Here is a 24,898-nt window from a genome sequence, read left to right as displayed (position 1 = left end):
GAGGGAGTTCCGCGGCGGGAACGTTCGTCGCTTTTCGCCGTACCGGCGTCCCCGTGTGTCATACCTGAGATCGAATCGCTCGATGTCGTGGGAACGAGATCGACGACGAGCCCCACGGCGTCGAGCTTCGGCGGAATGGTGCTCCACCTCGACATCGAGGCCTGAGCGCCCCGAACGGTCAGATCGGCAGTTCCGGCCGGTCTCCCTTGCCACTCTTGAGCCACCGGCCGGGCAGGCGGCCGGCCAGGTCGCCGAGCGGCCCGACGGCGGCGCTGAGGACGCCGACCGTCTCCTGCAGCAGGTCGATGCTCGCACTCATCCGTTCGAGGTTCGGTGCCAACGAGGTGAGTGTCTCGGAGAGCGCCACGATCTGATCGAGTGGCCCGTCTTCGGCAATGAGTCGCTCGAACGCGCCGCCCTCGGCGAGGAGCGTCTCGAGGATGCCGTTCTCGGCCAGTGCTCGATCGACGAGGCCGCCCTGGGCGGTGAGCCTCTCGACGGCGCCGTCCTCCGCGGTCAGTCGCTCGAGCGGACCGTCCACCGCGGTGAGGCGGTCGAGCAGGCCGCCCGGCGCCAGCAGCCGTTCCAGTGCTCCGTCCTCGGCGAGGACCCGGTCGAGTGGCCCGTCCTCGGCGAGGACCCGATCCAGGGGTCCGCCCGGTACGAGGAGGCGTTCGAGCGTGCCGTCCGTGGCGGTGAGGCGATCGACCGGACCGCCGGGGGCCAGCAGCCGATCGAGCGGGCCGCCCGGTGCCAGCGCCTGTCCCAGCGGCCGGTCCGTCGCGGTCAGGGTCGACAACTGCTGGATCATCTGGAGCGGCGCCGCCGTGGACGAGGCGAAGGTGGTGGCGCCGGTGGTCACGACACCGGTGCTGACCACCGCGGCCCGGGCCGTGCCCACGGCCAGCTCGGCGATCCCCAGTCCGGCCTCGGTGACGGCGAGACCGAACCGAACCGGGGCGGTGACGATCGAAACCAGGTTCATGGAAGTCACTGTAACCCGCGACACACATCTACGACACGACGCGGACGGCAGCCGGGGACGGCGCAGGTGTGCCCGCGGAGCCGGACCCGGGCATCCGCCCGCCCGTAGTTCGCCGTATCGATCCGCGCGAGTCGGTTTTGCCCTACCGTTTCAGTCGTATGGTCGGCGAATTTTCCACTCAGGACACATGATCCAGGGGGTCACGATGGAGAACGGTCTACTCGGGCTGCTCGGTGCGCTCAACAGTGGAGTCACGATCGGTCTGGCGAACACCGTGTTGACGTTCGGCGGACTGGTGCTCAACCTCAACATCGTCGTCAACTGACGGCTACCTGCGGGGCGACACTCACAGGCATCTCCCAGGGAACACCCAGCGGAGCTCCAGCGGTCCGGGTCACGATGGAACCGTGCCCGACAACGACAGTTTCCGTTCACCGGCCGGCGCTCCCCGCGGACGCGGGGTCCCCGACGCCGACGACGCGGTGGCCGGTACTCGCGTACTGGTGGTCGACGACGAGGAGACCATCGTCGAGTTGCTCGCGGTGAGCCTGAGATTCCAGGGGTTCGAGGTGGCCACCGCCTCGGGCGGTGCCGAGGGTCTCGACGTCGCGCGGAGATTCCGTCCGGACGCCCTGATCCTCGACGTGATGATGCCGGGGATGGACGGGTTCGGGTTGCTGAAACGCCTTCGCGCAGACGGCATCGAGGCGCCCGTCCTGTTCCTCACCGCGAAGGACGCCGTGGCGGACAAGGTCGCCGGGCTCACGCTCGGCGCCGACGACTACGTGACCAAACCCTTCAGTCTCGAGGAGGTGGTCGCGCGGTTGCGGGTGATCCTCCGCCGCTCGGGCGCGCTGCCCGGCGCCGAGCGGACCTCGCGCCTGCGATTCGCGGACATCGAACTCGACGACGACACCCGGGAGGTGTGGAAGGCGGGTGAGCCGGTGTCGTTGTCGCCCACCGAGTTCACCCTGCTGCGCTACTTCGTGGTCAACGCGGGCACGGTGCTGAGCAAGCCCCGGATCCTCGATCACGTCTGGAACTACGACTTCGGCGGTGAGGTGGGCGTGGTCGAGTCCTACGTCTCGTACCTGCGCCGGAAGGTCGACACCGGGCCGACGCCGCTCCTCCACACCCTGCGCGGCGTCGGCTACGTCCTGCGCGAGCCGCGCCCGTGACCGCTCGGGCCGGCCCCGGGGTGCCGCTGCGCTGGAGCCTGGTGGCGGTCGTGGTCGTCCTGGCCGCGGCCGGGCTGGCGGTGTCCGGTGTCGCGGTGACGTCGGCACTGGACGATTCGCTCACCGGCCGGGTGGACGCGCAGCTGCAGGAGGCCACCGACGGGTGGGCGCGCCCACGGGAGTTGCCGCCTCCACCGCCGCCGGGAGCGGGGGGACCCAACCCGCAGCGGCCACCGAGCCTGTTCTTCGTGCAGACCACCGGCCCCGACGGCACGGAGCAGCAGACGTTCAACGATGCCGAGAGCGATCCGGACGTCGCCGGACAGACCTTCGGGGCGCCGACGACCGTCGAGTCGGTGGACGGATCGCAGCGCTGGCGTGCCCTCACCGTGGTGGCCCCCGACGGTGCGAGCACGACCGTCGCGATGTCGCTCGCCGACAACGACCAGACCGTGCGGCGGCTCGTGCTCCTGCAGGCCGGAGTCGGTGTGCTGGTCCTGCTGTTGCTGGGCGGTGCCGCGTATGCGGTGGTGCGCCGCAGCCTGCGTCCGCTTGCCGACGTCGAGGAGACCGCGGCGGCGATCGCGGGCGGGGATCTGCACCGGCGGATACCGGAGCGCGGCGTGCGTACCGAGGTCGGGCGACTGTCGGCCGCGTTGAACGGCATGCTCGCGCAGATCCAGCGGGCCTTCGCGCAGACGGAAGCGTCCGAGGAGGCCGCCCGTCGATCCGAGGAGAACATGCGGCGATTCGTCGCCGACGCAGGCCACGAGTTGCGGACTCCGCTGACCACCATCCGAGGCTTCGCCGAACTCCATCGGCAGGGGGCGACCACCGACTCGGCACTGGTGCTCGCCAGGATCGAGGGGGAGGCGCAGCGGATGGGATTGCTGGTGGAGGACCTGCTGATGCTCGCCCGGCTCGACGCGCAGCGGCCGATCGCACAGGAGACGGTGGATCTGTTGGGGGTCTGTACCGACGCGGTGCACGCCGCGCGCGCGACGGCGCCGGAGCGATCGATCTCGCTCGGCGTGTCCCAGGACGTCACGCGCGCGGAAGTCGTCGGCGACGAGGCGCGGCTGCGTCAGGTCCTCGGGAACCTGCTCGCCAACGCGATCGAACACACGCCCGCGGACGCCGACGTCATGGTGCGACTGGAGACGGGTGAGCGAACCGCCGTGATCGAGGTGTCGGACACCGGCCCCGGTCTCGACGAGAGTGAGGTGGGCCGGGTGTTCGAGCGGTTCTACCGTGCCGATTCGTCCCGTTCACGGAGTACGGGAGGGTCCGGACTCGGCTTGTCGATCGTCGCGGCCCTCGTCGCGGCGCACGGCGGGTCGGTCACGGTGCGGTCCCGGCCGGGGGAGGGATCCGTCTTCCGGGTGGAACTGCCCTTCCGGGGGGAACGGCCCGCACCGCCCGCATAGACGTTCCGCTCGCGTGGCGTCAGATCACGTGCCGATGCGCGGCGAGTCGGCGCCGCATGTCCCGCAGGTAGTACCGCGACGGAAGCGTGCGCAGCCACACCGGCATCCGGTTGTACACGGGCGGCAGGACCGTCATCAGGCGATCGAATCTGCGCTGATCGCGATCCGACCACGGGAGCGCGAGTGCCTCGCGCAGCTGTGGCGGAAGCAGCCCGATCGTGACGAATCGGTTGAGGCCCGTCGCCGCCCGGATCGGACGGGGCGCCCGGCCGCCGCGCAATAGTTGCCGGACGTAGTGACGGACCTCGGCGTCGACCGACAGGTTGTCCAGCGACTCGGTCCAGTAGGCGCGGAACGCGTGACGGTCCTGCGGCCACATGTCCTCGCGGACCTGCAGTGCGGTGCCGTAGATCGCGGCCTCCCGGTAGACGCGATCGGCGGACGCGTCGTCGAGGGGGCCGTGGAAGCGCTCGTGCAGATCCACGGCGCCGTGATAGAGCGTCGCGGCCACCCACAGCTGGAGTTCCGGATCGAACGCGTTGTACGTCGCCGAGCGCACCGGCACGTGCGCCTTGTTCACCATCCGGACGACCCGCCGCCGCTCGTCCTCCGTGCCCAGCGTCACCGCGTAGATGTAGGTCATCGTCGTACGCAGGCGGTCCAGCGGCCGGTCCAGGGTGGTGCTGTGGTCGGCGACGCCGTGTCCCACCCCGGGCTCGGCAAGTTGCAGGATCACCGTCGATCCGGCTCCGAGGAACAGGAATGCCTCCCGGGTGATGTCCCCGAGCCCGACCGAGCCGGTGTCGTGCGCTCCGGCCGGGGCGGAGCCCCGGTCCTCGGTGACAGGACCGGCAGTGAGCCTGAGCGACATGTTCGTGCCCCCGATCGCGATGCAACAATGTTTCGAGAACTGTTGCATAGTTGCGATCGGGGAGCAAAGGGTCCTGCTTCGGTCAGTCGGGAACCCGGTCCCCGTGTCCCAGCTCGCGCAGTGCCGCGCGCAGTTTCTCGGTCGCCTCGTCCAGCGACTCGGGTGAGGGGGACGGGTCGGCCTTGCTGATGTCGAAGTCGCCCATGTCGTAGGCGGGGAACACGTGCACGTGCAGATGCGGCACCTCGAGCCCGGCGATGAGCAGCCCGGCCCGCGGGGCGTCGAACGCCGTGCGCACTGCCCGGCCCACCGATCGCGCGACATCGGTGACCTCGGCGAACAGCTCGCCGTCCACCTCCTGCCACTGGTCGACCTCGCGTCGTGGCACGACCAGGGTGTGTCCCTGGGTGACAGGGGCGATGGTGAGGAAGGCGACGACGTTGTCGTCCTCCCACACGAACCGGCCGGGGAGGTCCCCGTTGATGATGGCGCTGAATACTGAAGGCATGTCGTGAGGCTATCTCCGCCGGCTCCGTTCCTCGACCGGGTCAGGCGGGGGTGCGGGTGAATCTGCGTCCGGTGAGGTCGGCGGGTTCGATCACGACGAAGTTGTACTTCTCGCCGGGTGCCCACGCGTGCAGATCGAGTTCCTCCGCGCGCTGGATCTCGTCGTAGTGCGTCAGCGTGCGGGCCCGTCCGTGCAGTACCACGCTCCACGCGAGGGTCTCGTCGACGTGGTCGACCTCGAAGGCGATGTTCGGGTACACGGTCAGCTCCGCGAGTTTGTCCCCCTCCCCGGTCCGGAACACCACGGTGCGATCGCCGACCGCGTAGTTCACCGGGAACACTTCCGGGCGGCCCTCGACCACCACGATCAGGCGGCCGAGATTCGACGTCGCGAGGTGCTCCCAGCACCGGTCCTCGGACAGGGGCTCGCCACCGGGGTGGGTCACGGGTTCGCTCATCGTCGATCACTCCTCGCTCGTCGCCACGCGGGACGTTCCTCGGGGCAGGTCGCCGTTCGGGTCGGTACCGGCGGATACCCGCCGCCCTACCGCTGCCAAACCCGGCCGGCGCAGGCCGTAGTCTGAAGGCCGTGCGCGTACTCGTTATCGGCTCCGGTGCCCGTGAACATGCCCTCCTGCTCGCCCTCTCCCGCGACCCCGGCGTTTCGGCGCTGATGTGCGCCCCCGGCAACGCGGGCACGGCGGAGATCGCCGAGCAGCATTCCGTCGACGTCGCCTCCAAGGACGCGGTGGTCGCCCTGGCGAAGTCGCTCGCTGCCGACCTCGTGGTCATCGGCCCGGAAGTGCCGCTGGTCCTCGGGGTCGCGGACGCCGTCCGGGAGGCCGGGATCGCGTGCTTCGGGCCGTCCGCCGACGCGGCCAGGATCGAAGGTTCCAAGGCCTTCGCCAAGGACGTCATGGCGTCCGCCGGCGTGCGCACCGCGCACAGCGAGGTGGTGGACACCCCCGCCAGGCTCGACGAGGCGCTGGACCGGTTCGGTCCGCACTGGGTCGTCAAGGACGACGGTCTCGCGGCCGGTAAGGGTGTCGTCGTGACCACCGACCGGGACATCGCTCGCGCGCATGCCGCCGAACTGCTCGAGAGCGGTCACCCGGTGTTGCTGGAGTCCTATCTCGACGGGCCCGAGGTGTCCCTGTTCTGTCTGGTGGACGGCGAGACCGTCGTCCCCCTGCTCCCGGCGCAGGACCACAAGAGGGTCGGCGACGGCGACACCGGGCCCAACACCGGCGGCATGGGCGCCTACACGCCGCTGCCGTGGCTGCCCGAGGAGACCGTCGCCGAGATCGTCGAGAACGTCGTCGAGCCCGTCGCCGCCGAGTTGGTGAAGCGGGGTTCGCCGTTCAGCGGTCTGCTCTACGCCGGGCTGGCGATCGGGAAGGACGGGCCGGCCGTCGTCGAGTTCAACTGCCGCTTCGGCGACCCCGAGACACAGGCGGTCCTCGCTCTCCTCGACAGTCCCCTCGGCGAACTGCTGAACGCCACCGCCACCGGAACGCTGGACTCGGTGGCACCGCCCCGTTGGCGCGACGGTGCAGCGGTCACCGTCGTCCTCGCCGCGGAGTACTACCCGGCGACGCCCCGCACCGGAGACGTGATCACGGGTGCGGACGCCGAGGGAGTGCTGCACGCGGGAACGAAGTCCGTGGACGGCAAGATCGTCTCGGCAGGGGGACGAGTGCTCGCCGTCGTCGGTGTCGGCGCGGATCTGGCGGGCGCTCGCGCCGACGCGTACGAGAAGCTCGCGGGCGTCGGACTGCCGGGTGGCCACTACCGCACCGACATCGGACTGGCCGCCGTCGAAGGCCGTATCTCGATCTGAATGTCGATCTGAACGATCGACCAATTTCCTTGTCACCGGCGGTTTTTCGCGGGCCGGGTGACAGGTTTCTCCGGTCCGGACGGTTCATTACCTACCGGCAACAAACAGGCAACAGGGCCTTCCTAGGTTCGTTCCCGGCTCGAACATCGAGCCCCGCCGGGTGGTTCCGCGATGGTTCACCCGGCGGGTTCACGTGAAGGGCGCCGCTTCGAAGCGGATGCCGAAGACGAAGGGAATCACCATGGGACTCGTTGCCGGACTCATCGGAATCGTCGGGGATCTTCTGCACCTGCTGCTGGGTGGGCTCTGACGCCCGAGGTACGTCGCGACGGATAGTCGGACAGCGCGATAGTCGAACGAGGCGGTGCGTACGCCCGGCCCGGTCACGGGAGCCGGGATGCGCACCGCCTCGTCTCGTGTGGACCCGCTACCGTCGGGTGCGTGCGAGCCGAACGCGCCGAATCACGGCGATCCCAGATCGAGACCTTCCATGTCATGGACGTGTGGAAGGCGGCGGCGGAACGCCGGCGCACGCACGGTGACGTCCTGTCGCTCGCGGCCGGGCAGCCGTCGACCCCGGCACCTCGGCCGGTACTCGCCGCGACCCGCTCTGCGCTCGACACCGAACTGCTCGGCTACACCGAGACCTTCGGGATTCCCGAACTGCGCACGGCAATCGCGCGGTACCACGCCACTCGCTACGACGTGGAGGTCGACGCGGACGACGTCGTGGTCACCACCGGATCGTCGGGCGCGTTCACACTCCTGTTCCTGGCGGCCTTCGACGCGGGAGACACCGTCGTCGTCACGCGACCGGGCTACCCGGCCTACCGCAACACGCTCGCCGCGCTCGGCTGTGCGGTGGTCGAACTCGAATGCGGCGCCGACACCCGGTTCCAACCCACCGTCGACATGCTCGAGGCGCTCCCGGAACCGCCCGCGGGCCTGATCGTGGCGAGCCCCGCCAACCCCACCGGGACGGTCATCGACGCCGCCGAACTGGCGGCCCTGGCCCGCTGGTGCGACGAACACGGCACCCTGCTCGTCTCCGACGAGATCTATCACGGCATCGAGTTCGGCGAACAGCGGACGAGTAGCGCCTGGGAGACCTCGCGCGACGCGGTCGTGATCGGCTCGGTGTCGAAGTACTTCTCCATGACCGGGTGGCGCCTCGGCTGGATGCTCGCCCCGCCTCGGCTGCGCCGTCCGTTGCAGCGTCTCGCGTCGAACATGACCGTGTGTCCGCCGGCGATCTCCCAGCACGCGGCCGTCGCGGCGTTCACCGACGCGTCGCGCGCCGAACTGTCCGGGCACGTCGCCCGCTACGCCGTCAACCGGGGCCTGCTGCTGAAGGGCCTGCCCGACCTGGGATTCGCGGACCTGGCCCCCGCGGACGGTGCGTTCTACGTCTACGCCGACATCGGCGGGCTCACCGACGATTCGTCGGCCTGGTGCGCGAGGTTGCTGCACGAGACCGGCGTGGCTCTCGCACCCGGGATCGACTTCGACCCCGTGCGTGGACACCGCACCGTCCGGCTGTCCTTCGCGGGGGCGACGGCGGACGTGGAGGAGGCGATCGCCCGCCTGCGTTCCCTACCGGCCCGGAACAGGGGCCGAAACTAGTCGAATCTTGCAGTTCGTGTGCCGAAACACCCTTGGAATCGAGCAGGTGACTGGCACGATGAAGCGGTGTCCACCGCGGCAACTCCCAAAGGTGAACGGCGTCGCCAGGCGCTGGTGGATGCCGCTGCCGACCTGCTCCTCGAGGGCGGGTTCGAGGCGGTGCGACACCGCTCGGTCGCGTCACGTTCCGGACTGCCGCTGGCATCGACGACGTACTACTTCGAATCGCTCGACGAGCTGATCGCCGCCGCCGTCGAACGCAACGGCGCCCGGGATCTCGACGAGATGCGCAACCATGTCCGGCAGGTCACCCATCGTCGCCGGGGCAGGGAGTCGACGGTCGATCTCCTCGTCGATCTGGTGGTGGGCTCCGGCGACGCCGAGCGTCTCGCGGCGCGGTACGAATGGCTGGTTGCCGCGGCCCGCCGCCCCGAACTGCGGGACGTCCAGATCCGATTGCGCAGTCAGATCGACGACGTCGTCGCCGAGGCGTGCCGCCGCTCGGATCGGGACGACCGCGGCCGTCCCCGGCGGCTGGTGTCGGTGATCGACGGCGCGATGGTCTGTGGGATCGGCAATCGCGATCCCGATCTCAGGGCGGCCGCCCGGACGCTGCTACTGGACGTCATCGACGTCCTGGCACCGCAGGCGGAGTACCACGACGGCGAGGAGCACTAGGACGCTGCGTAAACTGGGCGCCCGTGACCAGCATTCCGAACGTCCTTGCCACCCGCTACGCGAGCCCCGAACTGGTGGCGCTCTGGTCTCCCGAGCACAAGGTGGTCCTCGAGCGGCAGCTGTGGCTCGCGGTTCTGCGAGCCCAGGCCGAGCTCGGGATCGACGTCCCGGCCGACGCGGTCGCCGACTACGAGCGGGTCCTGAACGATGTGGACCTCCGCTCGATCGCCGAACGTGAGCGCGTCACCCGGCACGACGTGAAGGCCAGGATCGAGGAGTTCAACGAACTCGCCGGGCACGAGCAGATCCACAAGGGCATGACCAGCCGAGATCTCACCGAGAACGTCGAGCAGCTGCAGATCCGGCGCTCGCTGCAGCACGTGCACGACCACGGTGTCGCGATCGCGGCCCGCCTCGCCGAACGCGCGGCGCAGTACGGCTCGCTGGTGATGGCCGGGCGCTCGCACAACGTGGCGGCGCAGGCGACGACGCTCGGCAAGCGGTTCGCGTCCGCGGCCGACGAACTGTTGGCCGCGCTCACCCGGTTGCGTGAGCTGATCGACCGCTATCCGCTGCGCGGAATCAAGGGCCCGATGGGCACGGCACAGGACATGCTCGATCTCCTCGGTGGCGACGCCGAGAAGCTCGCGATTCTCGAGCGGACCGTCGCGCGGCACCTGGGATTCTCCGAGGTGCTCACCAGCGTCGGGCAGATCTATCCTCGCTCGCTCGACCACGACGTCCTGTCCGCGCTCGTGCAGGTGGGTGCCGGGCCGTCGTCCCTGGCGCACACCATCCGGTTGATGGCCGGGCACGAACTCGTCACCGAGGGATTTCAGCCGGGGCAGGTGGGTTCGTCCGCGATGCCCCACAAGATGAACACCCGGTCCTGCGAGCGGGTCAACGGCCTGCAGGTGGTGCTGCGCGGCTACGGGTCCATGGCGGCAGAGTTGGCGGGTGCCCAGTGGAACGAGGGCGACGTGTTCTGCTCGGTGGTGCGCCGGGTCGCGCTGCCGGACGCGTTCTTCGCGATCGACGGGATGATGGAGACCTTCCTGACGGTGCTCGCCGAGTTCGGCGCCTACCCCGCGGTCGTCGAGAAGGAGCTCGAGCGGTATCTGCCGTTCCTGGCGACCACCAAGGTGCTCATGGCCGCGGTGCGAGCCGGGGTGGGGCGTGAGACCGCGCACGAGGCGATCAAGGAGAACGCGGTCGCGGTGGCGCTCGCGATGCGTGAGGACGGGCGCGAACCCGACCTGCTCGATCGGCTCGCCGCCGACTCGCGGCTGCCGCTGGACCGGCCGCAACTGGACGAACTCCTCGCCGACAAGACGGCGTTCGTCGGTGCCGCGGAGGCCCAGGTGGCCGAGGTGATCGGAGCCGTGCAGGCGCTGGTGGACACACACCCGGAGGCGGCGGCCTACACTCCGTCGCCCATCCTGTGAACTGCATCTTCTGCGCGATCGTCGCGCGGGAGGCCGACGCGAGCGTCGTCCACGAGGACGAGGCCGTGCTGGCGTTCCTGGACATCCGGCCGTTCACGCCCGGTCACCTGCTGGTGATCCCGAAGAGGCACGCCGCGGGGCTGGGGACTCTCGATCCGGAGGATGCGGGTGCCATGTTCCGGGTCGCCTGCACGATCGGGGCCGCGCTCCGTACCGCGCCCGATGTGGACGGTGTCAACCTGCTACAGGCCGACGGGGTCGCCGCAGGTCAGGAAGTCTTCCACGCGCACCTGCACGTGATTCCGCGCCGCGAGGGCGACGGCTTCGGCCTGCGCGGGCCGCTGCCGTCGATGCCGCCGCGGGCGGCACTCGATCGCACCGCCGCGGGTATTCGCGCGCTGCTCTGACTCCCGTTCCGATTCCGGTTCGCCGGTCCCGGCGGCTCAGGCCGTCTCGAGGACCGTGTGCACCGGCGTCGCATTGCGGGTCAGGTCCAGCACCGGGCAGTGTGCGTCGACGGCTTCCTGGAGTTCGGCATAGCGGACGTCGTCCTCGGGCCCGGAGACGGTGACGACGACCCGGACCTCCCCGAACCCGGGGCGCACCTCGTCGTCGAGGCCGAAGAAGCCCCGCACGTCCAGGTCGCCCTCCGCCCGGGCAGTGATGTCGTCGACGCGGATGCCGAGCCGATCGGCCCAGAACCGGTAGGTGACGACCTGGCAGGCCAGCAGCGATCCCAGGTAGTACTCGACCGGGTTCGCGGCAGTGGCCCCGCCACCGAGCGCCGGCGGCTCGTCCACCTCGAACCGGTGCTGCCCGGTCTCGACGGTGCTGGCGACGGCGTCGTGGGCGGTGGCGGAGGCGCGGAAGACGGCGTGCGCGTTCGCCGGGTCGGCCGCCACGGCGTCACGCGTCGCGGCGACGATCGCGCCGAGCCGGGTCACGGAGGATTGGGTCATGTCTGCGGACGCTAGGGGCGGTGGGGCTCGGCGAACAGGGTTCGACACCGTGACGAGTACAAGGGTTGCCCCGGAGCCGTCATGGTGTGGGGGTGGACGGTCGGGCCCGTCCCGGCATCAGCGCGGCTGCGGTCACCATCACCAGTGCGCACACGAATCCGCCCGCGAACACCAGGTGTACGGCGTCGGCCAGCTCGCCGGGCGCCGGTGCCGACGGATCGGAGATGTTCGCGGCCACGATCGCGCCGAACACCGCGACCCCGACGGCACTGCCGATGGACCGCGCGAACATGTTCGTCGACGTGACCACCCCGCGGTCCGCCCACTCGACGCTCGCCTGCGCGGCGATCAGCGTCGGGCTGGCCACCAGGCCCATGCCGAGGCCCACCACGAAACAGAACAGTCCGACGTGCCAGATCGCGGAGGACTGCGACAGCATCAGTGTCAGCCCGGTCCCGAAGGACACCAGCACGCTGCCGCCGAGCGCCGTGGCACGGAAGCCGAACCGGAGATAGAGCGAACCGGCCCGGGACGCGGCGATCGGCCACCCGATGGTGAGCGTGGCCAGAGCGAATCCCGCGACGAGCGCACCGGTCCCGAGTACCCCCTGCGCGAAGGTCGGTACATAGGTGGTGAGGCCGAGGACCACGGCACCGACGAGCAGCGAGACCAGGCTGCTCGCGACGAGGACCCGGCGGGTGAGCACCCACAGCGGGAGGATGGGGTCCGGCGCACGCGTCTCGACGACTGCGAACGCGGCCAGCAGTGTGCCGCCGACGACGAAGATCCCCACCCCGGTCGGTGACGACCACGCCCACGCCTGGCCGCCTTCGAGGAGGCCGAGGATGACGAGCGTCGCCCCTCCGGTGAGCAGCACGGCACCGGCGTAGTCGATGGTGCGCGGGGTCCGTACATGTCTCTCGTCGAAGTTGCGCCACAGCACCACGGCGGCGATCAGGCACAGCGGGATGTTGACGAAGAAGATCCACCGCCACGACAGGTACTCGGAGAACAGTCCGCCGAGCGTGGGCCCGACCACCGCCGAGATGCCCCACACCGACGCGAGATAGCCCTGCGCCTTCGCCCGCTCCGCGAGCGTGTAGATGTCACCCGCGATGGTCAGGCTCATCGGTTGGACCGCGCCCGCGCCGAGGCCCTGGATCGCTCGGAACGCGATGAGCGCGGGCATGCTCCAGGCCAGCCCGCACAGGACGGAACCGAGCAGGAACAGCGCGATGCCCCACATCATGACCGGCTTGCGGCCGACGATGTCGGCGAGCTTGCCGTAGATCGGTACCGACACGGCCTGGGTGAGCAGATACACCGAGAACAGCCACGGGAACGAGGCGAATCCGCCGAGGTCGCCGACGATGGTGAACACGGCGGTCGCGATGATCGTCGAGTCCAGTGCGACGAGCGACGTCGTGAGCATGAGTGAGGCGAGGATCGGCCCCCGCTCCGAACGGAAGCCGACATCGGCGGTGCCTACGCGGGTCATCGAGAGTCCTGTCAGCCGGTCGTCGATCGGGGGATCGGAGATTCGATGCTCAGGCTAACGACCGCGGTGGTCGGGGGGCTCGGTGCGTACCCCGTCCGCCCGATAGGGTGGGAAATCGTGCGCCCTTCACTCGACAGCTATGCCCATCTGGCCGGTGGCAAGGTCCGCGACCTGTACACCGTCGACGACGAGCACCTGCTGCTCGTCGCGAGTGACCGGATCTCGGCCTACGACCACGTGCTCGACACCCCCATCCCGGACAAGGGCCGGGTGCTCACCGCGATGAGTGTGCACTTCTTCAATGTGCTGGGCGGCAACAACCACCTCGCGGGTGAGCCCGACGATCCGCGCATTCCCGAGGAGCTGCTCGGCCGTGCCCTGGTGGTGCGGTCGCTGGACATGGTTCCGGTCGAATGTGTGGCCCGCGGCTTCCTCACCGGGTCCGGCCTGGTCGACTACCAGCGCACGGGCGCGGTGTGTGGCAATGCGTTGCCGGACGGACTCGTCGAGGCGAGCCAGCTTCCGGACCCGATCTTCACCCCGGCGTCGAAGGCCGCCCTCGGCGATCACGACGAGAACATCACGTTCGAGGACGTGATCGAGAAGGTGGGCCGCGATCTCGCGGTGAAGCTGCGCGAGGACACGCTCGACATCTACAGCAGGGCCGCGATCTACGCCTCGGAGCGCGGCATCATCCTGGCCGACACCAAGCTCGAGTTCGGACTCGACGCGGACGGCAGACTCGTGCTCGCCGACGAGGTGCTCACTCCGGACTCCTCGCGATACTGGCCGGCCGACGGCTACGAGGCGGGCAAGGTGCAGCCCAGCTTCGACAAGCAGTTCGTCCGCAACTGGCTGACGAGTCCCGAGTCCGGCTGGGACAGGGCATCGGACACCCCGCCGCCGCCGTTGCCGCCGGAGATCGTCGAGGCGACGCGGGCACGGTACATCGAGGCCTACGAACGCATTTCGGGCCTCTCCTTCGACGACTGGATCGGATGATCGAATGAGTCACACACCGCCTGTCGCGAAGAAGGTCCCCACCGAGCGAGTGCACCACGGGCACGTGTTCGTCGACGAGTACGAGTGGTTGCGGCAGAAGGAGGACCCCGAGGTCGTCGCCTATCTCGAAGCCGAGAACGCGTACACGGAGGAGCGTACGAAGCACCTGCAGCCGCTGCGGGACAAGGTCTTCGGGGAGATCAAGGCGCGCACCCAGGAGACGGACATGTCCGTCCCGACCCGGATGGGCCGGTGGTGGTACTATGCCCGGACCCTCGAGGGCAAGCAGTACGCGATCCAGTGCCGTTGCCCGGTCGCCGACGCTGATCCGGCCGATGTCGCTGCCGGGGCAGGGGACTGGACTCCGCCGGATGTGGCCTCGGGCGCGGAGCTTCCCGGGGAGCAGGTTCTGGTCGACGGCAACGTCGAGGCGGAGGGGCACGAGTTCTTCGCGATGGGCGCGTTCTCCGTCAGCGAGGACGGCACGTTGCTGGCGTACTCCGTGGACGTCGTCGGCGACGAGCGGTACACGCTGCGGTTCAAGAACCTCGAGACCGGAGAACTGCTGCCCGACGAGATCACCGGCACCGCACCGGGGGCGACGTGGGCGATCGACCACCAGCACGTCTTCTACCTGACCGTCGACGAGTCGTGGCGGCCGGACACGGTGTGGCGGCACCGACTCGGCACTCCGGTGGACTCGGACGTCCAGGTGTTCCACGAACCGGACGAGCGGTTCTGGGTCGCGGTCGGATCCACCCGCAGCGAGAAGTACCTGATGATCTGGATCGGTTCCAAGATCACCAGCGAGGTCCGGGTGCTCGAATCCGCCGATCCGGAAGGCGATTTCCGGGTCGTGCTGCCCCGTCGCGACGGAGTCGAGTACAGCGTCGAGCACGCCGTCGTCGCGGGCGAGGACCGCTTCCTCATCCTGCACAACGGCGTCGTCGACGGCGAGAAGGCCGAGAACTTCGTACTGGCCGACGCGCCCGCGGACGACCCGTCGAACCTGCGTGTCCTCATCGAGCACCGACACGACGTGCGGCTCGAGGACGTCGACGCCTTCTCCGATCACCTCGTCCTCAGCTACCGGCGGGAGGCACTCACCCGCCTGGCGATCTGGCAGCTCACCGACGCCGGCTACAGCGGCTCGAGCGAGATCGAATTCGACCAGGAACTGTTCAGTGTCGGTCTGGGGCCCAACCCGGAGTGGATGCAGCCGATGCTGCGGATCGTCTTCACTTCCTTCATCACTCCCGCTCACGTGTACGACTTCGAACTCGCGACCGGAGAGCTGCTGCTGCGCAAGGCACAGCCTGTACTCGGCGAGTTCGATCCGGCGGAGTACGAGCAGAAGCGCGACTGGGCCACCGCCGACGACGGCACCCGGATCCCGCTCTCCATCGTCCGTAAGCGCGGTGGCGAGTCCGGACCGGCGCCCACCCTGCTGTACGGCTACGGCTCCTACGAGGCGAGCATGGACCCGGCGTTCTCGGTGGCCCGGTTGTCGCTGCTGGACCGCGGCATCGTCTTCGTCGTCGCGCATGTGCGCGGGGGCGGCGAGATGGGTCGGCACTGGTACGAGGGCGGCAAGACGCTCACGAAGAAGAACACCTTCACCGACTTCGTCAGCTCGGCCCGCCACCTGATCGACACCGGCCGGACCCGGCCGGAGCTCCTGGTCGCGGACGGGGGAAGCGCCGGCGGCCTGTTGATGGGCGCGGTGGCCAACCTGGCGCCGGAACTCTTCGCCGGCATCCTCGCGAACGTCCCCTTCGTGGATCCGCTGACGTCCATCCTCGACCCCTCGCTGCCCCTGACGGTCATCGAGTGGGACGAGTGGGGCAACCCGCTCGAGGATCCGGACGTCTACGAGTACATGCGCTCGTACTCGCCGTACGAGAACGTCGAGGCGAAGGACTACCCCGCGATTCTCGCGATCACCTCGATCAACGACACCCGGGTGCTGTACGTGGAGCCGGCGAAGTGGGTCGCGAAGCTGCGGGCCACGAAGACCGGGGATTCCCCGCTGCTGCTCAAGACCGAGATGAGCGCCGGTCACGGCGGTGTCAGCGGTCGGTACGAGAAGTGGAAGGAAATCGCCTTCGAGTTCGCGTGGGTGTTGGAGACACTCGGGCGCACCGACGCGTAGCCGCGAGGCGCGCACCGTAGCGGATCTGCGGACGAGAGGCGGGGCTGCCCCGGGTATTCGACTCTCCTCGATCACAACTGGTGTCATCGCACCTGCTGCGGGCCACCGTGGTGTCGGACCGACGACACTTCGAGGAGCGTGCCCCGTGAGCAGTTCTACCATCGATGCCCCAGCCGCAGACGTCCCAGCCGCAGACGTCCCTGCCGCACCGACCGTCACCGATCGGGAACTGCGGGAGTTGTTCCGACCGGTCTTCGAGCGCATCGCCGAGGGTGCACTTGTCAGGGAACGTGATCGCAGGCTCCCGTACGACGAGGTGGCGTGGCTGCGTGACGCCCGGTTCGGTGCCCTGCGGGTGCCGGTCGAGCACGGCGGATTCGGCGCCTCGGTCCGCCAGCTCTTCGATCTGCTCATCGACCTCGCCGCCGCGGAATCCAATCTGCCGCAGGCGCTTCGAGTGCACTGGGCCTTCGTCGAGGATCAGCGCCTGGCCGGGGACGACCGCGGCGCCGCCTGGCTGCGGGCCGCGGCCGACGGGACCCTGGTCGGCAACGCGATCACCGAGCCGGGCGTGGGCGCGGCGGACAGATATCGCACCGCGCTCACGCCGAGGGACGGGCAGTGGGTGCTCGACGGGGTCAAGTACTACAGCACCGGCACGCTGTACGCGGACCACGTTCTCGTCGCCGCGGACCGCGACGGGGAACGGGTGTCGGTTCTCGTCGACCCGCACGCCCCCGGCGTCGAACAGAGCGACGACTGGGACGGCTTCGGTCAGCGGCTCACGGCGAGCGGGACGACGACGTTCCGCGACGTCGCCGTCACCGAGGACCGGATCCTCGGGCCCGGATACGGCGCTCCCGGGCGCACCTATGCGACCTCCTACCTGCAGCTGGTTCAGCTCGCGGTGCTCGCCGGAATCGCCAGGAGGGCGGAGACGGACGTCGCCGAGTGGGTGCGGGCCCGCACCCGCACATTCACACATGCCGCGGCGGACCTGCCGCGGCACGATCCGCTGGTACAGCAGGTGGTCGGCCAGGTGTCCGCGGCCGCGTACGGGGCACGGGCGGCGGTGCTGGCCGTCGCCGACGAACTCGACGCGTTGCTCGATGCCGGTGGTGAGGACCCCGATCTCCTCGATGCGGCGGAGGTGGCGGCTGCCCGCGCCCAATCCGTCGTCATCGGCTTGGTGCTCGACGCGACCTCACGGCTGTTCGAGGTGGGCGGCGCGTCGATCTCCTCGGAGGGACTGGGCCTCGATCGGCACTGGCGCAATGCGCGGACGATCTCGGTGCACAATCCGCTGATCTACAAGCAACAGTCGATCGGCGCGTACGTCCTCAACGGGGACCCGTTGCCGTACGCGTGGAGCGCGGGTGCGCGATCCGATACGACAAGCGCGACAGGCGCTCCGGTCGAGGCGGACACCGGGGCGTCGCAGTGACCCGCCAGGTCCGGTTCAACGCCTTCGACATGAACTGTGTCGCCCACCAGTCGCCCGGGCTGTGGCGACACCCGGACGACCAGTCGCACCGCTACACGGAACTGGGGTACTGGACAGACCTGGCCCGGCTGCTCGAGCGCGGCCTGTTCGACGGGCTGTTCATCGCCGACGTCCTCGGCACGTACGACGTCTACGGCGGTAGCGACGAGGCCGCGTTGCGGCAGGGCGCGCAGATCCCGGTGGCCGACCCGCTGCTACTGGTGTCGGCGATGGCGGCCGTCACCGAACACCTGGGCTTCGGGGTCACCACGGGCACCGGGTTCGAGCATCCGTACCCGTTCGCCCGACGGCTCTCCACCCTCGACCATCTCACGTCGGGTCGTGTCGGCTGGAACGTGGTCACCGGGTACCTGCCTTCGGCGGCACGGAATTTCGGTGACGTGGACCAGCCCGATCACGATGCGCGATACGACCACGCGGACGAGTACCTCGAGGTGTTGTACAAGCTCTGGGAGGGCTCCTGGGAGGACGACGCCGTCGTCCGCGACGTCGAACGCGGCATCTACGTCGATCCCGGCAAGGTTCACCATATCGGCCATCGTGGCGAGCACTTCACGGTTCCCGGTATCCATCTGTCCGAGCCCTCACCGCAGCGTTCGCCGGTGATCTACCAGGCCGGCGCTTCTCCACGCGGCGTGCGATTCGCCGCCGAGAACGCGGAGGCGATCTTCGTCGGCCCGCCGTCGAAGCGGGTGCTGAAGGACACCGTCGCGCGCATCCGGGCGGCACTCGTCGCCGCCGGGCGGGATCCGTACTCGGCACGCATCTACGCACTCGCCACCGTCGTCACCGGCGAGACGGACGAGGAGGCCGCTGCGAAGCTCGACGAGTATCGGCGCTACGCCAGTGACGAAGGCGCCCTGGTGTTCACGTCGGGATGGATGGGGATCGACCTGTCCCGCTACGACCTGGACGAACCGATCGGCAACGTCGAGAGCAACGCGATCCGTTCGGCCGTCGCGGCATTCCAGGAAGCGGACGACGACGGACGTGAGTGGCGGGTGCGTGACATCGCCGAGTGGGCGAGCATCGGCGGGCTCGGCCCGCGGTTCGTCGGCTCCGGCGAGTCGGTTGCCACGCAGCTACAGGAGTGGGTCGACGAGACCGACGTCGACGGATTCAACCTCGCCTATGCGGTCACTCCCGGTTCCTTCCGGGACGTGGTCGACCATGTCGTCCCTGCGCTGCAGCGACGGGGTGCCTATCCCACCGAGTACGTTCCGGGAACATTGCGGCACAAGCTTTTCGGGAAGGGTGACCGGCTCCCCGACGAACACCGCGCCGCTCGGTACCGGCTCGGTGCGGATCTCTCGACCGCCACCGAGCGCTACCGAGCCTACGTTCCCTGACCTCCACTCGACTTTCCCGTCATCACTCGCCCCCGTTTGCAGAGGAGTTCCCATGACCACCACACGACGCACCGTCGCCGTCGTCGGTGCCGGACTGGCCGGCACGACCGCCGCGCTCGGCCTGCTCGACGCCGGATTCGACGTCACCCTGTACTCGGATCGGGACCGCGCTTCGCTACGCGACGACGTCCCCGCCACCGGAACCGCGGTCTACTTCGGTAAGTCCCGCGAGTCCGACGCCCAGATCATCGAGGATCTCTACTCGGCCGGGCCCCATTCGACCGGAATGAGTACGCGCCTGTATTCGGGTGTGGGGGAGACGCGCAGCGCGGTTCTCGAGTTCGACCCCGACTTCCGTTATGTCGCACAGGGAGTGGATGTGCGGCTGCGCGCCGACGACCGGCTCGGCCGGTTCCTGGAACGGGGTGGCCGATTCGAGGTCGACTCGGTGTCCGTCGACGATCTCGACGCGATCGCCGCTGAGCACGACCTCACTCTCGTGGCCACCGGGAAGGGCGGATTGTCATCGCTGTTCCCGGTCGACCCCGACCGGACGGTCTACAGCGAGCCGCAACGCACACTGCTGCTGGTGACGCTGCAGGGGCTCGGCCACGACTCGGACACCTGGGGATACCGGTCCGAGGCAGGTGGAGCGCACAACCTGTTCAACCTCCACACCGAGTTCGGCGAGGCATGGCTGGGTCCCTATCTGCACAAGGACGCGGGGCCGACCTGGAGTTTCCTCGGGTTCGCCAAGCCGGGGAGCCCGTGGATCGAGCGGTTCGAGGCGGTCACCGACGTCCACAGCGCGCGTCAGGCCGTCGTCGACCTGTACCGCGACTACTTCCCCGAGGACGCTCCCGAGGTCGAGCGGCTCCAGGTCATCGAGTCGGACCCGCACTCGTGGTTGCAGGGGGCCGTCACGCCCACCGTCCGACGGGCCGTCGGCCGCACCGCGAACGGACATGTCGTCGCGGCGATCGGGGACACGGCGATCGCGTTCGACCCACTCGCAGGCCAGGGCGCCCAGAACACGGCCGTGCAGGTTGCCGCTCTCGTCGCCGCTGCGCGGGAGCACTCCGGCGACTTCACCCAGGAGTGGTTGGAGGAGCAGTTCGAGAAGCACTGGCGGACGAGGGGTCTGGCCGCCGCCGAGGTGACACGGCTGTTCCTCGGCGACCCGAAGTACGCGGTGCACGCGGAGCTGGTGTTCCCGGCGGCGGCGGTGAGCGAGCCGGTCGCGGCGGCCCTGTTCGGGCTGTTGTCCGAGCCGGAGCCGCTGCTCGGGCTCGAGACGCGGGAGGACATCCTCGCTTTGATCGCCGCGGTGTCGGGGGAGCCGGCCGAGGACGTGCTCGCGCGATTCACGCCGAGCGGCACGTTCAGTGCGTCGCCCCGCATCGAGGCGGCAGCGGTGGGAGCGGACTCGGTATGAGCGCACCCGGCCCGGCGCGGTTACGTTGGACCCCATGACGACAGCAATCCAGAACATCGGTATCAACACTCTCGGTGGGGTGCCCACCTCGCTCGGGGAGTACGACGGCCGGGCCGTCCTGCTCGTGAACGTCGCCTCCAAGTGCGGGCTCACGCCGCAGTACGGCGCGCTCGAAAAGCTCGCCACCGACTACGCGCAGCGCGGCCTCACCGTGATCGGCGTCCCCTGCAACCAGTTCATGGGACAGGAGCCGGGCACCGCGGAGGAGATCCAGACGTTCTGTTCCACCACGTACGGAGTCACGTTCCCGCTGCTGGAGAAGATCGAGGTCAACGGAGAGAGCCGGCATCCGCTCTATGCCGAGCTCGTCGAGACGAAGGACGCAGACGGCGAGTCCGGGGACGTCCAGTGGAACTTCGAGAAGTTCCTCATCGCCCCGGACGGGACGGTCGTGAACCGGTTCCGGCCCCGCACGGTTCCGGACGCCCCCGAGGTCGTGGAGGCCATCGAGGCCGTCCTGCCCCGCTGATCCCTACTGATCCACTGCCCTTCTGATCCCCTGCCCTACTGATCCCCTGGGTGAAGGTGGCCTTCGACCGGTCAGACCGGTCGAAGGCCACCTTCACCCGTTCCGGGAGGGCAGTGGAGGGGAGGGCAGTGGAGGGGAGGGCAGGGCAGGGCAGGGCAGGGCAGGGGAGGGGAAAGGCGTGCCGAGGATCAGGGAGCGCCGACGGGGGCGACCACGGTGGCCGGGTCGTCGTCGGTGGCCTGGGCGAGCGAGGGGACCGTCTCGTCGAGTGCGAACGGCAGGCTCAGCGGACTCGCGAAGCCCAGCGCGGCCGGGACGTCGGTGCCGAACTCGCCGAGGTAGACCGTCCGGTCCTCGCGGACGACCGCGAGATTCGAGAAGAGTGGATCCGCTGCGAGCTGCTCCCGGGTGGCGCCCAGGACGGCCAGGTTCTGCTGATCGAGCAGGTCGAGGCGTTCGGCGCTCACGTCCCCGGCCTCTTCCGGCATGGCGAAGCCGAGACTGGTGAAGAAACTGGTCCGCGGGTCCTCCGCCTCGAGAATGTAGAAGGAATCGCCGAGGTACAGCGCGACCGCGAGGGTGCGGCCCTCGAACTGGGGGTTCGCCTCCCGCGCTGCCGTGAACGCCCCCTCGACCTCCTGCCGGACCTCCTGTGCGCGGTCGCTCTCGCCGAGTGCCTGCCCGATCGCCTCGAGCTGGCTCTGCCAGGCGCCGGCTTCGACGTCCTCGGTCGGGAGGTCGCCGACGGTGGGCGCGAGTGCGGCGAGAGTGTCGTAGACCGCGTCGCCCATCACCGAGTAGGTACCCAGAACCAGGTCGGGCCCCAGTGCCGCGACCTGCTCGACGTTGATCGTCATCTCGCCGACCTCGGGGATGGTCTGCCCGCCCAGCTGTTCCCGGGCCCAGGGGCGGTTCTGGTAGTCGTAGCCGGAGAAGGCCCTCGTGCCGATCGGTGTCCTGCCGAGGGCGAGCATGAAGTCCTGGTCGTTGAACCCGACGCTGACGACGGCTTCCGGCCGGCTCTCGATGGTGGTCGCACCGTACTGGTGCTCGATGGTGACCGGGAACCCGGCGTCGTCGACCTGCTCGGTACCCGAGCCGTCGTCGGTGCTGCAGGACGCGGCGACCCCCAACGCCGTGAGCACGATCGCGAGACGGGTGAGCCGGGGGTTCTTCATGGATGTCTCCTGTGGATACGGCGGTTGCTGCGGGCCCACGATAGTCGGAACCGACCGGCCGCGGTCGTCGCTTCTTCGAGTCCGCATCGACAGGCCGCGGTCACGCGCGCGTCGATCGGAGTTCACTCTGCGCGGTCATGCTGGGAGGCATGACGGCGCAGCTGATCGTGTCGGTATCGGGGATCAGGGACGAGACGCGCGAGCACGCCGAAGCGTTCGCCGAGCAGATGGACGCCCGGGGCGTGCGGCTGTCCCTGCTGGTGGCGCCGCGTCTCAAGGACAAGTATCGACTGGTGCGCGACGAGCGGACGCAGGACTGGTTGCGTCGCCGAAAAAGTGCAGGTGACGCCATCGTCCTGCACGGATACGACCAGGCCGCCACGAAGCGCCGACGTGCGGAGTTCGCCGACCTTCCCGAGCACGAGGCGCGGCTGCGGCTGCTGGCCGCGGATCGGGTGCTCGAGCAGGCCGGTGTGCGTACCCGGTTGTTCGCGCCGCCGCGCTGGTCCGCCTCGGCCGGTGCGGTCGCTGCGCTGCCGAGCGCGGGCTTCCGGCTACTGGCGCTGTCGAACGAGATCCGTGATCTCGAGCGGGGCACGGCGGTTCGCGCTCGGGTACTCGCCATCGGCGAGGGATCGCCGGCGGAGCCCTGGTGGTGCCGTGGCCTCGTTCTCGGAGCCGGACGCGCGGCGCGGCGTGGCGGGGTGGTGCGGCTGGCGGTCACCGCGAAGCAGCTCGGACGTTCCGCGCCCCGGCAAGCGCTGCTGGACGCCGTCGATCTGTGCCTACACCACGGTGCCGTCCCCGGTCTCTACCGCTGGGAGCGCCGACTCGGCGACACCGCGGCGTGAGACGGGCCGGGCGATTCCGGGTGCGCGAGGGAGTCGAGGTGTGCGGCGAGGGCGCCGGCCGCCGCGTCCGGTGAGTCGTTCTCACCGAGGACGAGATGCATCGCCAGTCCGTCCAGCAGCGCGTGCAGCCGCAACGCCTCGGCGCCGACGTCGCGTTCGGGATCGAACAGTCCGTGCCGGGACAGATCGGTGAGTACCCGGAAGCATCCCTCGCGGAGGGCATGGTGCGCGTCGAGGGCGATCCTGCGCAGGTCGGGATGCCCCGGTGATTCCGCGATCAGTGCGAGATTGACCTCCATCTCGCAGCGACGCCGGTCGTCCAGCGGGAGCATCTCCTCACAGATCGCGAGGGCGCGCGAGCGCGGGTCCGTGATCTCGAGCCGGGTTCGGATCCGCTCGCGGACGCGGTCGTGGACCAGTTGCATCGAATAGGCCACCAGCGCCGACTTGCTCGGAAACACATGCCGCAACGAGCCGCTGGAGAGGCCGGCTTCCGCGGCGACCTCGCGCACCGACACCGCGCTGACGCCGTCCCGCACGATCACGCGCCACACCGCCTCGGCGATGAGCTGCTGCCGTTCGTCGTGGTCGATCAGTTTCGGCACCTGTCGATGTTAACACGATCGTGTTAACATAATTTCTTGTTGGCACGTCTGTGTTGACAAAATATCTGGGGCCGCGGCCCGGAAGGAGTCTCGACGGTGACGACGCCACCTCGCTACGCCGCTCTGGACGTTCTGCGTGGGCTGGCGATCCTCGGCACTCTCGGTACCAACGTCTGGATCTTCACCAACGTGGAAGGCCTGGTCGGCTACATCAACGGCACGGGTCGCGCCACCGGCGGGTGGGCGCCGGTCCAGGACGTACTGCAGCAGATCGCCCAGGGAAAGTTCCTCGGCCTGCTCACCCTGATGTTCGGCATAGGCCTTGCCGTGCAGCACCGTTCGGCGGCACGGCGCGGGCAGCGCTGGCCGGGCGCGTATCCGTGGCGGGCAGGCCTGCTGATGCTCGACGGAGTTCTGCACTACTTCCTGTTCACCGAGTTCGACGTCCTCATGGGGTACGCGCTCACCGGCCTGATCGTGGCATTCGTGCTGTCCACCGGAATCCGTGCGCAGAAGATCTGGATCGGGGTCGCGGCGGCGATCCACGCCGCGATGCTCGCGGTGGTCGTCGCCGCACTCGCTGTGCTGCCACCTGCCGCCGACGAGGCGCACCCGCTGTCGCCGAACCCGTACGCGGAGGGCAGTTTCTGGGATCTGGTGGTGTTCCGCGCCGAGAACCTGTTGGTGTTCCGGCTCGAAATCGTCTTCATTCTGCCGCTGTCGATTGCGCTGTTCCTCGTCGGCGCCCGGCTGTTCTCCTCGGGAATCCTCGATCCCGGACGGGACGCGCTCCGCCGCAAGTTGATGATCGCGGGGTTCGGGGTCGCCCTGCCGCTCGACTTCGTGGTGGGTCTCACCGGCGGCGATGCCGGGTTGATGCTGGGACGCTACGGCACTGCTCCCGTCGTGGCTCTCGCTCTTCTCGCCGCCGTCGCGCACCGCTACGCCGACGGCCGGGCCCCCGGCGTGCTCGGCCGGGCGATGGTCCCGGTCGGTCGGACCGCACTGAGCTGCTATGTGTTGCAGAACGTCCTCTGCTCGATCGTCTGCTACGGCTGGGGTTTCGGTCTCGCGGCCCGGCTCACCGGGGAGACGCTGGTGCCGGCGACGGTGGCGCTGTTCGTCGCGGTGTCGGCGACGTTGATCGTCGGCTCGAGTCTGTGGTTGCGCCGTTTCGAACGCGGCCCGCTCGAGTGGCTCTGGAACGCGAGCTATCGGCGTCTGGCGGGCGAACAGGAGCCCGTGCCCGCTCGGTGATTCCCGCGGTTCGGCAACGCCGTGA

The 24,898-nt window shown here is 69.3% G+C and carries 24 protein-coding genes; 16 read left to right on the top strand and 8 right to left on the bottom strand.

The window, feature by feature from the left end; all coding sequences use genetic code 11:
* Positions 1-178: 178 nt before the first annotated feature.
* Positions 179-985, bottom strand: a complete 807-nt coding sequence (locus G4H71_RS06840) for an ABC transporter (RefSeq protein WP_072736189.1) — start codon at positions 983-985, stop codon at positions 179-181.
* Between the two features lie 187 nt (positions 986-1,172).
* Here G4H71_RS06840 and G4H71_RS06835 point away from each other — a divergent pair, with 187 nt between their 5' ends.
* The 3 genes from G4H71_RS06835 to G4H71_RS06825 all read left to right on the top strand — a co-directional run bounded on the left by G4H71_RS06835 (position 1,173) and on the right by G4H71_RS06825 (position 3,590).
* Positions 1,173-1,310 (top strand): hypothetical protein, encoded by a 138-nt coding sequence (locus tag G4H71_RS06835; protein ID WP_169847101.1) that lies wholly within the window; start codon positions 1,173-1,175, stop codon positions 1,308-1,310.
* 157 nt (positions 1,311-1,467) lie between these two features.
* Complete coding sequence (locus tag G4H71_RS06830) at positions 1,468-2,163, top strand: response regulator transcription factor (RefSeq protein ID WP_072736361.1); 696 nt, start codon at positions 1,468-1,470, stop codon at positions 2,161-2,163.
* The gene (locus G4H71_RS06825) at positions 2,160-3,590 is read left to right on the top strand and encodes a sensor histidine kinase (protein ID WP_246442495.1); all 1,431 of its coding nucleotides are present in this window, start codon (positions 2,160-2,162) and stop codon (positions 3,588-3,590) included. Before G4H71_RS06830 ends, G4H71_RS06825 begins: the two co-directional genes overlap by 4 nt.
* Before the next feature lie 19 nt (positions 3,591-3,609).
* On the opposite strand, the gene G4H71_RS06820 is transcribed toward G4H71_RS06825, so the two are convergent.
* From G4H71_RS06820 to G4H71_RS06810, 3 genes are all read right to left on the bottom strand, one after another.
* Positions 3,610-4,461, bottom strand: coding sequence for an oxygenase MpaB family protein (locus G4H71_RS06820; RefSeq protein ID WP_083342813.1), 852 nt, complete (start codon positions 4,459-4,461; stop codon positions 3,610-3,612).
* Between the two features lie 82 nt (positions 4,462-4,543).
* Positions 4,544-4,969, bottom strand: a complete 426-nt coding sequence (locus G4H71_RS06815) for an HIT family protein (protein ID WP_072736188.1) — start codon at positions 4,967-4,969, stop codon at positions 4,544-4,546.
* Positions 4,970-5,009: 40 nt separating this feature from the next.
* Positions 5,010-5,426 (bottom strand): pyridoxamine 5'-phosphate oxidase family protein, encoded by a 417-nt coding sequence (locus G4H71_RS06810; RefSeq protein WP_072736187.1) that lies wholly within the window; start codon positions 5,424-5,426, stop codon positions 5,010-5,012.
* 131 nt (positions 5,427-5,557) lie between these two features.
* On the opposite strand from G4H71_RS06810, the gene purD reads away from it, so the two are divergent.
* The 5 genes from purD to G4H71_RS06785 all read left to right on the top strand — a co-directional run bounded on the left by purD (position 5,558) and on the right by G4H71_RS06785 (position 10,961).
* Entirely contained in the window at positions 5,558-6,808 is a 1,251-nt protein-coding gene (gene purD / locus G4H71_RS06805; protein WP_072736186.1) for a phosphoribosylamine--glycine ligase, read from the top strand.
* A 495-nt stretch (positions 6,809-7,303) separates the two neighbouring features.
* On the top strand, positions 7,304-8,431 hold the full coding sequence (locus G4H71_RS06800) for a pyridoxal phosphate-dependent aminotransferase (protein ID WP_072736358.1): 1,128 nt from the start codon (positions 7,304-7,306) through the stop codon (positions 8,429-8,431).
* A gap of 66 nt (positions 8,432-8,497) precedes the next feature.
* The gene (locus G4H71_RS06795; RefSeq protein ID WP_072736185.1) at positions 8,498-9,109 is read left to right on the top strand and encodes a TetR/AcrR family transcriptional regulator; all 612 of its coding nucleotides are present in this window, start codon (positions 8,498-8,500) and stop codon (positions 9,107-9,109) included.
* 23 nt (positions 9,110-9,132) lie between these two features.
* Entirely contained in the window at positions 9,133-10,554 is a 1,422-nt protein-coding gene (gene purB / locus G4H71_RS06790; protein ID WP_072736184.1) for an adenylosuccinate lyase, read from the top strand.
* Positions 10,551-10,961, top strand: a complete 411-nt coding sequence (locus G4H71_RS06785; RefSeq protein WP_072736183.1) for an HIT family protein — start codon at positions 10,551-10,553, stop codon at positions 10,959-10,961. Before purB ends, G4H71_RS06785 begins: the two co-directional genes overlap by 4 nt.
* Before the next feature lie 36 nt (positions 10,962-10,997).
* Here the strand turns inward: G4H71_RS06785 and G4H71_RS06780 are convergent, their stop codons facing one another.
* Both G4H71_RS06780 and G4H71_RS06775 read right to left on the bottom strand, forming a co-directional pair.
* Complete coding sequence (locus tag G4H71_RS06780; RefSeq protein WP_072736182.1) at positions 10,998-11,513, bottom strand: OsmC family protein; 516 nt, start codon at positions 11,511-11,513, stop codon at positions 10,998-11,000.
* A gap of 79 nt (positions 11,514-11,592) precedes the next feature.
* Positions 11,593-13,011: an MDR family MFS transporter gene (locus G4H71_RS06775; protein ID WP_072736181.1), complete on the bottom strand. Its 1,419-nt coding sequence runs from the start codon at positions 13,009-13,011 to the stop codon at positions 11,593-11,595.
* Between the two features lie 117 nt (positions 13,012-13,128).
* Here G4H71_RS06775 and G4H71_RS06770 point away from each other — a divergent pair, with 117 nt between their 5' ends.
* The 6 genes from G4H71_RS06770 (at position 13,129) to G4H71_RS06745 (ending at position 20,982) form a co-directional block, all read left to right on the top strand.
* A complete protein-coding gene (locus tag G4H71_RS06770; protein WP_072736357.1) occupies positions 13,129-14,013 on the top strand; it encodes a phosphoribosylaminoimidazolesuccinocarboxamide synthase in 885 nt (294 codons plus the stop codon).
* Between the two features lie 4 nt (positions 14,014-14,017).
* Positions 14,018-16,165 (top strand): S9 family peptidase, encoded by a 2,148-nt coding sequence (locus G4H71_RS06765; protein WP_072736180.1) that lies wholly within the window; start codon positions 14,018-14,020, stop codon positions 16,163-16,165.
* 145 nt (positions 16,166-16,310) lie between these two features.
* A complete protein-coding gene (locus G4H71_RS06760; protein ID WP_371842125.1) occupies positions 16,311-17,609 on the top strand; it encodes an acyl-CoA dehydrogenase family protein in 1,299 nt (432 codons plus the stop codon).
* Positions 17,606-19,018, top strand: coding sequence for an LLM class flavin-dependent oxidoreductase (locus G4H71_RS06755; RefSeq protein WP_072736179.1), 1,413 nt, complete (start codon positions 17,606-17,608; stop codon positions 19,016-19,018). The genes G4H71_RS06760 and G4H71_RS06755 overlap by 4 nt, the downstream gene beginning before the upstream one ends.
* Before the next feature lie 52 nt (positions 19,019-19,070).
* A complete protein-coding gene (locus tag G4H71_RS06750) occupies positions 19,071-20,453 on the top strand; it encodes a styrene monooxygenase/indole monooxygenase family protein (RefSeq protein ID WP_072736178.1) in 1,383 nt (460 codons plus the stop codon).
* 34 nt (positions 20,454-20,487) lie between these two features.
* On the top strand, positions 20,488-20,982 hold the full coding sequence (locus tag G4H71_RS06745) for a glutathione peroxidase (protein ID WP_072736177.1): 495 nt from the start codon (positions 20,488-20,490) through the stop codon (positions 20,980-20,982).
* Positions 20,983-21,170: 188 nt separating this feature from the next.
* Here G4H71_RS06745 and G4H71_RS06740 read toward each other — a convergent pair whose 3' ends face one another.
* Complete coding sequence (locus G4H71_RS06740; protein ID WP_072736355.1) at positions 21,171-22,160, bottom strand: ABC transporter substrate-binding protein; 990 nt, start codon at positions 22,158-22,160, stop codon at positions 21,171-21,173.
* 149 nt (positions 22,161-22,309) lie between these two features.
* Between G4H71_RS06740 and G4H71_RS06735 the strand changes: the two genes are divergently transcribed.
* Positions 22,310-23,011 carry a DUF2334 domain-containing protein gene (locus G4H71_RS06735; protein WP_072736354.1) on the top strand — a complete coding sequence of 234 codons (702 nt, stop codon included), beginning with the start codon at positions 22,310-22,312 and terminating at the stop codon, positions 23,009-23,011.
* Here the strand turns inward: G4H71_RS06735 and G4H71_RS06730 are convergent.
* Positions 22,972-23,616: a TetR/AcrR family transcriptional regulator gene (locus tag G4H71_RS06730; RefSeq protein ID WP_072736176.1), complete on the bottom strand. Its 645-nt coding sequence runs from the start codon at positions 23,614-23,616 to the stop codon at positions 22,972-22,974. The genes G4H71_RS06735 and G4H71_RS06730 overlap by 40 nt on opposite strands.
* A 96-nt stretch (positions 23,617-23,712) precedes the next feature.
* Here G4H71_RS06730 and G4H71_RS06725 point away from each other — a divergent pair, with 96 nt between their 5' ends.
* Entirely contained in the window at positions 23,713-24,873 is a 1,161-nt protein-coding gene (locus tag G4H71_RS06725) for a DUF418 domain-containing protein (RefSeq protein ID WP_246442497.1), read from the top strand.
* The last annotated feature ends 25 nt before the right edge of the window (positions 24,874-24,898 follow it).

Source organism: Rhodococcus triatomae (genome assembly GCF_014217785.1).
Taxonomy (GTDB): Bacteria; Actinomycetota; Actinomycetes; order Mycobacteriales; family Mycobacteriaceae; genus Rhodococcus_F; species Rhodococcus_F triatomae.
The sequence above is the reverse complement of the archived record's forward strand: the minus strand, read 5'-3'. Positions and strand labels throughout refer to the sequence as shown.

What these genes read in the sequence shown, in the direction of transcription:
- G4H71_RS06840 (WP_072736189.1), bottom strand. Translation starts at nt 985, where the DNA reads ATGAACCTGGTTTCGATCGTCACCGCCCCGGTTCGGTTCGGTCTCGCC.
- G4H71_RS06835 (WP_169847101.1), top strand. Translation starts at nt 1,173, where the DNA reads ATGATCCAGGGGGTCACGATGGAGAACGGTCTACTCGGGCTGCTCGGT.
- G4H71_RS06820 (WP_083342813.1), bottom strand. Translation starts at nt 4,461, where the DNA reads ATGTCGCTCAGGCTCACTGCCGGTCCTGTCACCGAGGACCGGGGCTCC.
- G4H71_RS06815 (WP_072736188.1), bottom strand. Translation starts at nt 4,969, where the DNA reads ATGCCTTCAGTATTCAGCGCCATCATCAACGGGGACCTCCCCGGCCGG.
- G4H71_RS06810 (WP_072736187.1), bottom strand. Translation starts at nt 5,426, where the DNA reads ATGAGCGAACCCGTGACCCACCCCGGTGGCGAGCCCCTGTCCGAGGAC.
- G4H71_RS06800 (WP_072736358.1), top strand. Translation starts at nt 7,304, where the DNA reads ATGGACGTGTGGAAGGCGGCGGCGGAACGCCGGCGCACGCACGGTGAC.
- G4H71_RS06780 (WP_072736182.1), bottom strand. Translation starts at nt 11,513, where the DNA reads ATGACCCAATCCTCCGTGACCCGGCTCGGCGCGATCGTCGCCGCGACG.
- G4H71_RS06775 (WP_072736181.1), bottom strand. Translation starts at nt 13,011, where the DNA reads ATGACCCGCGTAGGCACCGCCGATGTCGGCTTCCGTTCGGAGCGGGGG.
- G4H71_RS06765 (WP_072736180.1), top strand. Translation starts at nt 14,018, where the DNA reads ATGAGTCACACACCGCCTGTCGCGAAGAAGGTCCCCACCGAGCGAGTG.
- G4H71_RS06750 (WP_072736178.1), top strand. Translation starts at nt 19,071, where the DNA reads ATGACCACCACACGACGCACCGTCGCCGTCGTCGGTGCCGGACTGGCC.
- G4H71_RS06745 (WP_072736177.1), top strand. Translation starts at nt 20,488, where the DNA reads ATGACGACAGCAATCCAGAACATCGGTATCAACACTCTCGGTGGGGTG.
- G4H71_RS06740 (WP_072736355.1), bottom strand. Translation starts at nt 22,160, where the DNA reads ATGAAGAACCCCCGGCTCACCCGTCTCGCGATCGTGCTCACGGCGTTG.
- G4H71_RS06735 (WP_072736354.1), top strand. Translation starts at nt 22,310, where the DNA reads ATGACGGCGCAGCTGATCGTGTCGGTATCGGGGATCAGGGACGAGACG.